The 254-nt window shown below is 53.5% G+C and carries 1 protein-coding gene; it reads right to left on the reverse strand.

All coding sequences use genetic code 11. The features are described 5' to 3' along the window. Positions 1–217 (reverse strand): transposase (locus NE547_RS18745; protein ID WP_370866870.1); only part of this gene is annotated, 217 nt, incomplete at its 3' end. Positions 218–254 lie beyond the last annotated feature (37 nt).

Consider the following 254-nt stretch of genomic DNA (forward strand, 5'->3'; position numbering starts at 1 on the left):
GCGGGATCACATAACTGGCCCCGTGCGCTGAGATATATTCCCGAATTGCCCGAGCACCATATGCCCGGTCTGCCAGTACGGCACTCCCTCTGATCCTGACTTTTTCCAATAGTTCAACAGCGTGAACGGCCGGGTGTAAAATTTTGTGTAAGCGTTTTTCGACAAAGTCAAGAATGGCGCTGGAAAGCAGGGCGGATTCTGGCCTGAATCCCTTGATTACCGAAAGCCATGGTGGTCAGAGCGGTATGCGCGCC

It is taken from the genome of Flavonifractor sp. DFI.6.63 (assembly GCF_024462255.1).
GTDB lineage: Bacteria > Bacillota > Clostridia > Oscillospirales > Oscillospiraceae > Lawsonibacter_A > Lawsonibacter_A hominis.